The sequence below is a fragment of the Tannerella sp. genome (assembly GCF_052170195.1).
Lineage (GTDB): Bacteria > Bacteroidota > Bacteroidia > Bacteroidales > Tannerellaceae > Tannerella.
In genome coordinates, this window is the sequence record NZ_JBQNAZ010000060.1 from 1 (window position 1) to 11,841 (window position 11,841).

7 protein-coding genes, 1 other RNA gene and 1 pseudogene are annotated in these 11,841 nt (G+C 47.2%); 2 read left to right on the forward strand and 7 right to left on the reverse strand.

Going from position 1 to position 11,841, the window contains the following annotated elements; translation table 11 throughout:
• Positions 1-183: 183 nt before the first annotated feature.
• From thiL to sppA, 3 genes are read right to left on the reverse strand one after another with little or no spacing between them, the layout of a single operon-like run.
• Positions 184-1,224, reverse strand: a complete 1,041-nt coding sequence (gene thiL / locus ACTTKA_RS11245; protein ID WP_442725105.1) for a thiamine-phosphate kinase — start codon at positions 1,222-1,224, stop codon at positions 184-186.
• Positions 1,225-1,235: 11 nt separating this feature from the next.
• On the reverse strand, positions 1,236-2,336 hold the full coding sequence (gene lpxK / locus ACTTKA_RS11250; protein WP_442725099.1) for a tetraacyldisaccharide 4'-kinase: 1,101 nt from the start codon (positions 2,334-2,336) through the stop codon (positions 1,236-1,238).
• Positions 2,337-2,354: 18 nt separating this feature from the next.
• Entirely contained in the window at positions 2,355-4,133 is a 1,779-nt protein-coding gene (gene sppA / locus ACTTKA_RS11255) for a signal peptide peptidase SppA (RefSeq protein ID WP_442725100.1), read from the reverse strand.
• 258 nt (positions 4,134-4,391) lie between these two features.
• Here sppA and ACTTKA_RS11260 point away from each other — a divergent pair, with 258 nt between their 5' ends.
• A complete protein-coding gene (locus ACTTKA_RS11260) occupies positions 4,392-5,741 on the forward strand; it encodes an MATE family efflux transporter (protein WP_442725101.1) in 1,350 nt (449 codons plus the stop codon).
• A 6-nt stretch (positions 5,742-5,747) separates the two neighbouring features.
• On the opposite strand, the gene ACTTKA_RS11265 is transcribed toward ACTTKA_RS11260, so the two are convergent.
• From ACTTKA_RS11265 to ACTTKA_RS11275, 3 genes are all read right to left on the reverse strand, one after another.
• Positions 5,748-5,990 carry a hypothetical protein gene (locus tag ACTTKA_RS11265; RefSeq protein ID WP_442725102.1) on the reverse strand — a complete coding sequence of 81 codons (243 nt, stop codon included), beginning with the start codon at positions 5,988-5,990 and terminating at the stop codon, positions 5,748-5,750.
• A gap of 158 nt (positions 5,991-6,148) precedes the next feature.
• Positions 6,149-8,218 carry a prolyl oligopeptidase family serine peptidase gene (locus ACTTKA_RS11270; RefSeq protein WP_442725103.1) on the reverse strand — a complete coding sequence of 690 codons (2,070 nt, stop codon included), beginning with the start codon at positions 8,216-8,218 and terminating at the stop codon, positions 6,149-6,151.
• Positions 8,219-8,402: 184 nt separating this feature from the next.
• Positions 8,403-9,809, reverse strand: a complete 1,407-nt coding sequence (locus tag ACTTKA_RS11275; RefSeq protein ID WP_442725104.1) for a hypothetical protein — start codon at positions 9,807-9,809, stop codon at positions 8,403-8,405.
• A 216-nt stretch (positions 9,810-10,025) separates the two neighbouring features.
• On the opposite strand from ACTTKA_RS11275, the gene ssrA reads away from it, so the two are divergent.
• Positions 10,026-10,425: a transfer-messenger RNA gene (ssrA, locus tag ACTTKA_RS11280) on the forward strand.
• A 7-nt stretch (positions 10,426-10,432) separates the two neighbouring features.
• Here ssrA and ACTTKA_RS11285 read toward each other — a convergent pair.
• Positions 10,433-11,788, reverse strand: a pseudogene (locus ACTTKA_RS11285) (hybrid sensor histidine kinase/response regulator transcription factor); the annotation flags it as partial.
• Positions 11,789-11,841: the final 53 nt, after the last annotated feature.

The following is an 11,841-nucleotide window of genomic DNA, read 5'->3' on the forward strand; positions in this document are numbered from 1 at the left end:
AGTGTCAGCCCTAATTTTTTACAGTCCTAAAAGTTTTACCGGACAGCAATAATATTCAATAAATAGAAAAAGGTGAAAATTGTCTTATAAGAGAATTTAAATTGTCCTATAAGACAATTTTAAGAGTCCTATAAGACAATTTGGAGGGGGTATGCGGCGAGGTTCTAAAGCATACAAAAAGAATCACGGACAGTCTTCGGTAAACGACTGCCATCCCTGAGCTTTTAACACGACCTCACCGCCGTCGCGCCCGACAAGACAATTGCCGAACTCGGCCTTCGTGATATGTCCGATGATTTTAATTCCTTTCAGAGCCTGTACCTGATCATGGTAAGACAATGGCACGGTGAAGACCAGTTCGTAATCTTCGCCGCCATTCAGTGCCGCCGTAACAAGGTTCATGTTGAACTCTTCGGCCATGACGGCCGTTTGATAATCGATCGGAATACGGTCTTCGTAAATGCGGCATCCTACGCCGCTTTGCGATGCGATGTGAAGCAGCTCGGACGATAGCCCGTCGGAAATATCCATCATGGCGGTGGGGACGATGCCTGCTTCGGCCAACATCGCGATCACGTCTTTGCGGGCTTCGGGTTTGAGCTGCCGCTCGAGGATGTATTCTTTTCCGCTGAAATCGGGCTGAAAATCTTTCTCGCCTTGAAATACATTCTTTTCGCGTTCGAGCAATTGCAATCCCATATAAGCTGCTCCCAAATCGCCCGAGACGCATATCAGATCGGTCTCTTTCGCTCCGTCGCGATATACGATTTTTCCCGCTTCTCCTTCGCCGATACAGGTAAGACTCAGTGTCAGTCCGGTTAATGACGAGGAGGTGTCTCCTCCCACCAGATCAACGCCATACACGTCGCAGGCAAGCATAATACCGGCATATAACTCTTCCAAGTCTTCTACTGCAAAGCGCTTGGATATCCCGACCGATACGGTGATTTGTTTCGGTTGCCCGTTCATTGCATAGATATCGGAAAAGTTGACCACGGCCGCTTTATAACCTAAATGCTTTAAAGGAGTATAAGTAAGGTCAAAATGTATGCCTTCGAGCAACAAGTCGGTGGTGATGAGCGTTTGCCTGTCTCGGTAGTCCAGCACGGCGGCATCGTCGCCCACACCTTTCAGCGTACTCTTATTTTTCAGTGTGACAGCCTTCGTCAGATGGCGGATCAGACCGAATTCTCCCCATGTTGCGATTTCTGTTCGTTGCATGATTACGCGCTTTTTTATTGTCTTAAAATACGGCTGTTTTCCATCGTGGAGATGTGTTTCAAGATCGATTCGTCAAATAAATTACCCTTGTCGAACAGGAAAGAGACCATAATCGGCACATAATACATGCGCAAATGCCATTCGGGCGGGAAATACGGGTTGTTCCGAATGCGCATGGCGTCTTTCTCCGTACATACGATAAGCGCTTCGGAATTCATCTTAGCGAATGAGGCGCTTATTTTTTTGACATCGTTTTTCTTGAAGTCGTGGTGATCACCGAACGACATCACCTTTACTTTCTGCGAATATTTCTTCACCTCTTCGATGAGTGGCGCCGGATTGGCAATCCCTGTGAGCAGAAGCACTTCATCATCTTTCCGAAGACTGTTTAAGGCTCGCGGACAACACTTCTCGGGCCAGATTCCTTCCATCCGCAAATACGAGATGCCGGAAAAAAACACCTGCTGATGGGATTGCAGATGCATATCGTCTTCCACGATCCGGCAATCGATAGGTTTTAATGCCGGATCACATTTACTGACTACAACCCAATCAGCCCGGCGGACGCTGCCTGCCGGCTCGCGCAGCATGCCCACTGGAAACAGTTTGTCTTTGTAGAATAAGCGATTATAATCCGTGACCAAAATCGACAACGATGGTTGCACATATCGATGCTGAAAGGCGTCATCGAGCAGAACGACCTGCGGCCGTTCGCTTTCGGGCATGGCCAGCAAATGCTTCATCCCTCGGCGACGACTTTTATCGACTGCTACAATCACGGATGGATATTTATGCTTTATCTGGCAGGCTTCGTCTCCTACCTCCTGATCGGTACAGTGGTCGCCGGCCAAGACATAGCCCGATGTCCGGCGCTTATACCCGCGACTGAGCACAGCCACCCGGTATTTTTTCGACAACAGACGTATCAGGTACTCGACCATCGGTGTCTTTCCCGCTCCTCCCATCGATAAGTTACCGATACAAATGACCGGAATCGCATATTGCTGCGAAGGCAACAAATTGATATGGAAGAAGAGGTTACGTATCCACACAGCTATCCTGTAGACCAATGCAACAGGAAACCCGATATAATGCAGGCGATTTGATTTTGCCATTTTCGCGTCGCTCTTTTCCTACAACGGTTTCAGATCATAAGGTATACGTGCCTGAATACCGTATGTTGCTTTGACTTTCTGTAATGTTCTGAAATGCTCGTATTCGTCGCCCAGCATGTCTTTGACGACGGATTGCTTCACAACTTCGATCTGTTTCTCCAAAAGCTCCTTCAAAAAGTCATGATCGGTCGATACTTCCATTATATTATAATTGTATATCTCGGCTAATTCACCGGCCAGCTCGACAGCACGTTCAATACCGCCCAACTCGTCGACCAAACCGATCTTAAGCGCCTGCTCTCCGGTCCACACACGCCCTTGTCCAATGCTGTCGATATCGGCTTTGCTCACGCCCCGTCCTTCGGCACATCGCGTCAAGAACGTATCATATCCACGCTCGATATAACCCTGTATCAACGCTTTCTCATCGTCCGTCATCGGGCGGGAAGGGTCGCCAAAGTCTGCGTATCTGTTGGTCTTGACCATATCGGTCGTTAACGCCAGCTTATTAAACAGTCCGGCTGTATTGGGGAACATCCCGAAAATTCCGATCGAGCCTGTCAGCGTATTCGGCTCGGCGATGATCTTACTCGCACCGCTCGCAATATAGTATCCTCCCGAAGCCGCCACGCTTCCCATAGAGACGACCACCGGTTTTTTCTTTTTCAATTCATACACCTGCTTCCAGATCTGTTCGGACGTATAAGCGCTGCCGCCCGGAGAATTGATGCGCAGCACCACCGCTTTCACATCTTCATTATCGGCCAGTTTCTTCAGGTCGTCATTGATTTTTTCCGAAATACAGGGATAATTACCGCTGTAAGGCGATGAAATAATCTGCTGCATGATCTCCCCTTCAGCATATACGATCGCAATCTTATTACGATATTTTCGCTCGGTCTTCTTTATATTTTTCATGTTCGATAATCCGACGGTTTTCAGTTTGTCGCCCGTTTGACCGGATTGTTCGATCAAATATTTCTCCACTTCGCTGCGGTACTTGAGCTCATCGATTAATTTATACTCGACCGCTTTCTCCGGAGAAGCAAAAAACGCCCCCTCATCTGCAAAACGGTTTACATCCTCCACCGTGATATTCCGGCTCTTCGCAATCCCTTTGGTGATGTTACCCCAAATGGAATTTTGATACGAGGTAATCTGTTCACGATTCGCATCGCTCAGTTTATCTGCTATAAACGGTTCGACGGCGCCTTTGTACGTACCCACCTTAAAGACCATCATCTCAACTCCAATCTTTTGTAACAGCCCTTTATAGAACATCGTCTGAGAAGATAGACCGGTCAGCCCCAAAATTCCCTGCGGGTTAAGGTAAATCTTATCTGCTACCGAAGCCAGATAATACCCTCCCTGGGTATAGCTATCAGCATAGGCGACGATAAATTTCCCGCTTTCCTTAAAATCCATCAGTGCGCGGCGAATGGCGTCAAGGCTGGCAGTCCCTCCGGAAAACACTCCCATATCCAGATAAATCCCTTTGACCGATTCCTGTTCCTTGGCGTGACGAATCGATTTCAATAAATCTCTCAACGACAAATCCGGTTCCCTGCCTGTTAACAAATTAGTAAACGAATTTTCTTCCGCCGACTCGCGGATATCTCCTTCAAATGCAATTTTAAAGACACTGTCTTCCGCTTTGGGTGTATAAACCGCCTGAGAGTTTGAACTCAGACCGGCCACCATGCCGATCATAAAAACAACGGCGATCACTCCTACCAACATCAGCCCCACGAAGAAGCCCAATGTGGAAGCAAACATCATTTTGAAAAATTGTTTCATTTTTTTCTTTTTTTATTTCAAATTGCCGACAAATATACATAACTTATTTATCTTTCGACTGTCTTCTCCCTGATTTTTTTCGAATTTTTTGAACAAAAAATCACAAGACGCAAATTTTACCGAAGCCCCGTTTATGATTGTGTATCAAGATCTGCAAGTGATTGAAAAATAAATCATAAAGAAATGTTTACCAGAGACGGCATGGTTTTGCACACTGAATTCATTACTTTTGTGACCTGATGTGAAAACGGTAAATAGATGTCTGTACAAAAACCTCTTTCTGCATTAGAAACAGAACCCGTCGGTTCGTTACTGACAAAATATGCCCTTCCGGCGATTATTGCCATGACAGCTGTGTCGCTATACAATATGGTCGACAGCATTTTTATCGGCCGAGGGGTAGGAGCCATGGCTATTTCGGGACTGGCCATCACATTTCCGTTCATGAACATTGCAGCGGCTTTTGGAGCCTTGGTGGGGGTAGGCGCCAGCACGATCGTTTCCGTCAGGCTGGGACAAAAAAATTACGGCGCGGCACAACAGGTGTTGGGGAACGTAGCGTTCATGAATATCGTCATCGGGGGAGTGTTCACCGTTGTATCACTCATTTTTATCGATCCGATTCTGTATTTTTTCGGCGCCGGCGAGCAAACGATCGGATATGCTCGCGATTACATCAGGATTATTCTCTTTGGAAATATCGTTACGCATCTTTATCTGGGACTGAACAGCGTACTGCGCTCGTCAGGACACCCGATACAGGCTATGACGATGACGGTAACGACTGTGGTGCTGAACACGGTATTGGATCCGCTTTTTATCTTTGTTTTCGGATGGGGCATTCAGGGAGCAGCTATCGCAACCGTACTTTCACAATGTGTAACACTGATGTGGTTGTTGATTCTTTTCAGTGACAAAAAACGTCTGTTACATTTTCGGAAAGATATGCTCAAGCCACGCATCGGCATAGTCAAAGACATACTGGCTATCGGTATGGCTCCTTTTCTGATGCATCTGGCTTCGTGTATGATTGTGATTCTGATCAATAACGGTCTGAAGCGATACGGCGGCGATCTAGCTATCGGAGCCTACGGCATCGTCAATCGTTTTGCGTTTATGTTTCTCATGATTGTGATGGGACTGAATCAGGGGATGCAGCCTATTGTGGGATATAATTACGGAGCGCGCCAGATTAACCGAGTGCAGAAAGCTTTTCGGTTGACGGTCTTTTTTGCAACCTTCGTCACAACGTTTGCGTTTTTGCTGGCGCAACTCAAACCCGAATGGATTGCCCGCGTCTTTACGACCGATGAAGAATTGATCCGCTTGTCGGTCTACGGGATGCGTATCTCCGTCATGGTTTTTCCGCTGATCGGGGCGCAGATGGTGATAACCAACTTTTTCCAGAGTATCGGTATGGCGAAGAAATCCATCTTCTTATCCTTGACACGACAAGTGATCGTTTTAATTCCCTGCCTGCTGATCATGCCGAAATTTTTCGGCATAGCGGGAATATGGATGAGTATGCCTGTCTCGGATACGGTCTCCGTTCTCGTATCGATGGCGATGATCTACATACAGCTCAGAAAATTCAACGCCAAGCAGTGAAATCAACTACCTCTTACCCGTTTTCCACCGGATTCGCGAGCCGATAATTTGACCGATAACGGCCAGAGCGATGAAGATCGGAATCGTCATATTCGGCGTATCGAGCCAGATACGCAAAGGTATGACTAACGGAAGAGAGGCGTGTATAATTACCCACCACATCAAACTCATCTTGCGGTATCTGATGCGATACCGGCCTAATAGAAGATTGACTACTAAGGTGACAATAGATACGATCGCAATATTCATACGTTACGGATAAACCGGCGGCAAAGATACGATTTTTGTACTACTTTCGTTGCGGAAGACGAACGCTCTTTGCACAAGAAAAAGAAGAGCCGCAAGCAAAATCGTTTTTGATCCGTTTTGCCTGCGGCCCTTATAGACCATGAATCAATTTTGTTGGCTTAAAGTCCCAACTGATTCATGATAAACTCGAATGTAAATGTCCAGTTCTTAATGCTCTGCTCCGTACTTTGACCGCTTCCGTGTCCACTTTCGTAGTCGATATGGAGGATAACCGGGTTGACTTGTCCGGGATTGTTTTGCACAGCCGCAACGAACTTTTTGGCATGCAGCGGATCAACGCGACTGTCGTTCGCACCGGTGGTAACAAGCATTGTCGGGAGGCTTACCCCCGCTTTGATGTTATGATAAGGAGAGTAGGGGAGAATCCATCCGAATTGTTCGGGATCGTCAGACGATCCGTACTCCGGAATCCAGTATCGTGCGATCAAGAACTTATGATAACGAAGCATATCCAATAACGGCACTTGGCAAACAATCGCCTTGTAGAGATCGGGGCGTTGCGTGGCGATGGCACCCATCAACAGCCCGCCGTTACTGCCGCCCATAGCAACGACCTTCTGCGGATTGGTATATTTCTCCTTGATCAGCCACTCTACGCAACTGTTGAAGTCGTCGAACGTATTTTGCTTTTTGCCCAGCATCCCGTTTCGATGCCATGCTTCGCCGTATTCGTCGCCTCCGCGGATACCGGCACTTACCACCACAATGCCTTTTTCCAGCAACGGAGCATAGAAGCCTTGATATCCCGGCTCAATACCCGAATTGAAGCCGCCGTATCCGTTAATCAGCACCGGATTGTTACCATTCAGTTCGAGACCCTTTTTGTGGATTACAAAAGCCGGAATCTTCGTACCGTCTTTCGAGGGATAGAATACGATTTTCCCTTCGATGCCGCTCATATCGATCGGCAGTTCACGCTGATAGTAGAGTCTCCATTTGAAGTCGGAGGGTGAAGCCACGAAAGTCTTCGGAGTCGATGTAAACGTATTCAGGCTGATGTAAAGAGAGTCTTCTTCCCGGTTATAACTCATCCCACCGACATTTCCCACTTCGGGGAGTTCGATTTCGCGCAACCGTTTTCCGTCGAGATCGTAGAGCGTAAGACGACTCATAATGTCCTTTTTATCCTGTATGATGAGATGGTTTTTCGTAACGGCATAGCTTTGCATCACCGTTTCCGATTCGGGAACCAGCACTTTCCAGTCTTTGTATTCGGGATTTGAAACATCGGCCGTCATCAGACGGAAATTCGGCGCTTTGTCGTTCGTCAGGATATAGAGTTTATCGCCAATTGCTTCGGGATATGCGTTGAACTCTTTGCTTTCGTAGATCAGCTGTCCGGGCTCGTTCGTCCCCGTCTTGCGCATATACACTTTGTTGGAGTAGAAATCGCCTTCGCCGAAGAATGTTACATCGCCGTAACGGTTGTCATAGATAAAGTAATTGTTCTGTGCATCGGAGGTTGTGCCGATAAACTGTGCTTTTGTTATCGGGTCGCCTGCTTTCCATCGGTACGTTTTAAGCGGACGCTGCGCATCGATATCTTCTTTTGAACGAAGAGTGAAATAAGCATGTTTCTGATCTTTTGTCCAGCGGAATCCGAAGACATTTTCGACCGGTTTGTGCAGAATCTTGCCTGTACGCGTATCGATAATATAGGTAGTCGAAATCTCCGCCCCGCTCTTCTGTACACTGATGGCCGCACGATTGCCGTCATACGTGTAACTCATGCCCGAGGTAGAGGTCTTTCCGGACGGGTCTAACTTGACCGGATCCCAGATCAATACTTTCTTCCCGTTGATCAGGGTATAGATTTTAGATTGCTTGTCTCCCTTTCTCTTAACGTTCTGGAAGACGCGGTTGCCAATCTTGTTCAAGGGCCCTTCATAATCCATGTCGATATACGAGGCGATGGCTTCGCGCAGTCCGGGATGCTCCTGCTGAGTCTGTTTGAGGTATTCGATACCGTAATCGTGCTGCGCTTTAGTCCATGCAACGACTTCGGGATCTTCCTTATCTTCGAGCCAGCGGAACGGATCGGTGATAACCACGTTATGCAGCGTGTCTTTTACCGGTTTGGGGGATGTCGCCGGGGGGCGAAACTCTACTTGAGCTTGAGCGGCCACTGTCATGGTCAAAGCAAGTGGAAACATGAGAAAATTCTTCATCTGTAATTGTATTTTTGAATAAGTTTGTTTTTGTGTGCAAACATAGATAAAAAATCTGAGATTGTCATGGAGAACAATGAAAAATCAAGTCGGTTGTATCGTGTCGTTTTTCGCTCGGATTGCGGACATAGAGAAACGACCAATCAGCAAATTTTCAATCCAGTACGCATTATTTATAATTTTATCATTTTTGTATCCGTCCGTTTTTGAATACGCCTTCTTGTATTAACTTACCATTGCGGTCGTATCTTTTATATGGTCCTTCCGGCTGTCCGTTAACCGCAGTATATTCTTCTTCCAGGGTGCCATTTCGATAATAACGCCGACAAACACCGTTCATGATACCATCTACATAATATTCTTCTTCCATCAGCTTGCCCGTTTCATAATCATATGTCTGATGAACACCGTGTTTTTTTCCGTTTTTGTACATCGTGATAGACGAGAGGCCTCGTTGGGTGTATTTGCGCACTTCACCGTGGTATTCATCGTTTTTGTACATGATTTCCGATTCGGGTTTTCCACTGCTGTAATACGTATTCCACTTTCCGTCTTTTTTCCCGTTTACATAAACGCCTTCTGATTTCTTGTTTCCATTCTCATACGTCTCAGTAAATCGACCGTTTTTCACACCTTTTACATACGTCCCATGCTCGGTGTATCGTCCATGCAGGTTACTTGTAAAAGTAAGCGTCTGTTCCCCTTCAAGCACATCGCCTTTCGTCCGTTTCTCCTGCGAAATCAGATTGCCGGTCTGGAAGTCATACTTTTTCACCTGTCCGGTTGGTTTGCCGTCTTTGTATTCTTTTTCTTCTTTGAGCTTTCCGTCGGTATAGTATGTCTTCACGAAACCGTCTTCTTTCCCGTTCTTATACGGTGTTTCCGATTTAGGTAATCCCTCCTTCGTGCGATTGATCCACAATCCGGTCTTTTCGTTGTTTCCATCGTACTGTCCTTCGCTCGTTACGACACCGGAGGCCAGCGTTCGAACGAACCGTCCAACCGGTTTTCCATTGTCATATTCCGATTCGACCGTCTCAAACCCTTCTCCATCAATATATTTTATTGTCTGCTTACCGTGAGGTTTGCCATTTTTATAATAACAGTCGTACGTAAGATTACCGGAACGGTCATATTTTTTATGCATTCCGTCTTCGACGCCGTCCTTAAATTCCTGTTCTTCTTCCAATTCTCCTTTAGCACTATAACGCACCATGCGTCCGTCTATTTTACCGTCTTTAAAATAAAGTTCACGTTCGATGCTGCCGTCTTTGTAATACGTTATCTGTTTGCCATCCAAACGTCCATGGCTGTTATAATGCTTCTTCTCAACAAGTGTTTCATCATAATATTGTTCATAATCGCCCGTCATCCGTCCGTTGGAGAAGTCCGCGACAAGATACTCGCTGCGACCGAGGATAAGACGCTGCCTGCCTTCAAGATGTTTTTTCTCTCCTTTCGAATGGCGAAAAACATACGTACCGTCACCCATAGGTATACGTTCAACGTCCTGAATCTGTACGCCATGTTCCTGTGCCATTGCCATACTGCACAACAGCATAATCCAAACCGATAATAAGATCTTTTTCATGTTTAATACATTTAAGTTCTAATACATTCTTTAAATCTTATGCAAACATAGGTAAAAAATCGATGATTATGAATGGAAAAGACGATAAATCTCAGACGACTTTTCTTTTTCGGAGAAAATGAAGTATCTTTGCGGTCGCTAAGCACATCCGAAGTGTCGGATGTTGATAAACGATAAACAATGGAAATGATTTTCAAATCATCTCCCTTTATACAAGGGGCTGACCGGTTTTGACAGCGGGCAGAAGTGGTTTGTAAGCATGCAGTGCGTCGTTGGCCGGCACTATAATCTCGGTTGATCCAATTTTAACTGGCGAAAATAACTACGCTCTCGCTGCTTAATCGAAGCACAGTAGATTGAAGCTTCATCCTTACACAAGGTGTTTGGACGAGACATCACCCGGAAGCCGTGGCTTCGAGGCAATCCGAACCGGTGGTGCAGAAATGTCGGAGATAGCTTGACGGAGGTCCCGTACGACAAGTGAAAATTCAGGGAATAAGGTTGCGGTGGGTGGCTTCGGTCTTGCCGCAGCACGAAAATGAAGGCGAAGATAAGCATGTAGAAAGCAAATTAGTTCCTCGTTTGGACGAGAGTTCGAATCTCTCCAGCTCCACTTTTGATACTCAGTTATCCCGTCGTCTGTACTCTGTGGGGGTTACGCCACACACATTCTTAAATGCCCGCACGAAATTGGGATAGGCATCAAAGCCGCATAAGTCTGCCACTTCCATAAAACGGATCGTAGGATCCTTGTCTAACAGGTTGCGAGCTTTTCTGATTTTGAGTCGCTGGATATAGACTGATGGCGCATAGCCTGTCAAGGTGTTGATCTTGCGGTAGAACTGCCGGGGACTCATGCACATGGTTGAGGCGACGGTTAATACATCGGTGGCTTGGTTCCGGCTGAGTTGCCTGTAAATGAAATCCGACACTTTGGCGAGGAAGCGTAAATCCGCTTCTTGAGGCATATCGAGGTCCTGCTTCTCATGTTCTTTGATTTCCATCGATATTTTTGCAAACTTCTCCTGCAGGAGTCGGCGGCTTTCTAACAGCTTCTCTACCCTCGTGCGCAACTCGTCGCTGTTGAACGGCTTGGCAAGGTAGGCGTCCGCTCCGGCTTCTATGCCCTTGATGCGTTCCTCTTCTGTAATCTTGGCCGTGACTACGATAATGGGGATATGGTTCACAATCTCATTGCCGCGAATCTGTCGGCATACATCCAAGCCGTCCATGCCCGGCATCATCAGGTCGGTGATGATCAGGTCGGGAACAAGCGTGAAAGCTTTCTCCAACCCTGCGGCGCCGTCGGTGGCGTAGGAGAGGGCGTAGCGGTCGGCAAACTGCGCGCCGATGTAGGCGGCTACGTCGGCATTATCCTCGATGATAAGCAGGCGGCATGCATTGTCTTCGCTGTCGCTGTCTTGCGGATCGGGCATGACTTCAGGTAGCAGCGGCAGGATCGGTTCTGTAGCCGTGGTGATCGATGGCATGCCATGATGGCGGATAGGCACGCTGATATGGAAGGTGGTTCCTTGGCCGGGCGCGCTCTCCACCGTAATCCAGCCCTCCACGGCGTCCATGATCTGTTTGACAAGCGCCAACCCCACGCCCGTGCCCACATGCTGCGCATGACTTTTACCTTGATAGAAGGGCTCGAAGAGATGCTTGAGCTGCTCCTGATCGATTCCATCGCCCGTATCCGAGACATCGATACGCAACCGGTCACTTTCGCGCCATACGAGGACGCTCACCTTGCCATAGGCGGACGTGAACTTGAAGGCGTTGGAGAGCAGATTATTCATTACCTTAACCGCATAGTCGGGCACGAAGTCCATCTCCACCTCGCCTTTCGAGAAGAATTGCAGGTTGATGTTGCGGCTGCGGGCAAAGTCGCGGTAGCTCTCTACAATCATAGACAGATATGCCGAGATGTTGCCACTGCGCCAGTCGGTGTTGCCCACGGCAGACTTGATTTTGGATTATTGCTGTCCGGTAAAACTCAAAAAGACAAAATCATCTTACTCGAAGCCCT

What these genes read in the sequence shown, in the direction of transcription:
- ACTTKA_RS11275 (WP_442725104.1), bottom strand. Translation starts at nt 9,809, where the DNA reads ATGAAAAAGATCTTATTATCGGTTTGGATTATGCTGTTGTGCAGTATG.
- ACTTKA_RS11270 (WP_442725103.1), bottom strand. Translation starts at nt 8,218, where the DNA reads ATGAAGAATTTTCTCATGTTTCCACTTGCTTTGACCATGACAGTGGCC.
- lpxK (WP_442725099.1), bottom strand. Translation starts at nt 2,336, where the DNA reads ATGGCAAAATCAAATCGCCTGCATTATATCGGGTTTCCTGTTGCATTG.
- ACTTKA_RS11260 (WP_442725101.1), top strand. Translation starts at nt 4,392, where the DNA reads ATGTCTGTACAAAAACCTCTTTCTGCATTAGAAACAGAACCCGTCGGT.
- ACTTKA_RS11265 (WP_442725102.1), bottom strand. Translation starts at nt 5,990, where the DNA reads ATGAATATTGCGATCGTATCTATTGTCACCTTAGTAGTCAATCTTCTA.
- sppA (WP_442725100.1), bottom strand. Translation starts at nt 4,133, where the DNA reads ATGAAACAATTTTTCAAAATGATGTTTGCTTCCACATTGGGCTTCTTC.